This window comes from Bradyrhizobium sp. DN3, from assembly GCF_041357655.1.
GTDB lineage: Bacteria > Pseudomonadota > Alphaproteobacteria > Rhizobiales > Xanthobacteraceae > Bradyrhizobium.
In genome coordinates this window covers 1-252 of record NZ_JAULLN010000107.1, presented here as the reverse complement: position 1 = coordinate 252, position 252 = coordinate 1, and the positions used below count along the sequence as shown (strand labels likewise).

Here is a 252-nt window from a genome sequence, read left to right as displayed (position 1 = left end):
AGATATTAGCCTGCGAAGAGGCTGGCGTTGCAGTCACCTTGCCCAAGCCCATGACGTCGAACGCCAAGGCGGAGGGCCGGTTCGGCAAACAGGACTTCGCCTATCTGCCTGATGAGGATGTCTACCGCTGCCCATCCGGCCAGCTGCTGCCCTATCACTACACCAACATCGAGCATGGAATGACGCTGCGCCGTTATTGGTCGACGGCGGCATGCCAAGGCTGCGCGATCAAGAGCCAATGTACGCCGTCCA

The 252-nt window shown here is 59.9% G+C and carries 1 pseudogene; it reads left to right on the top strand.

The features are described 5' to 3' along the window. A pseudogene (locus tag AAE027_RS39555) lies at positions 1-252 on the top strand (IS5/IS1182 family transposase); the annotation flags it as partial.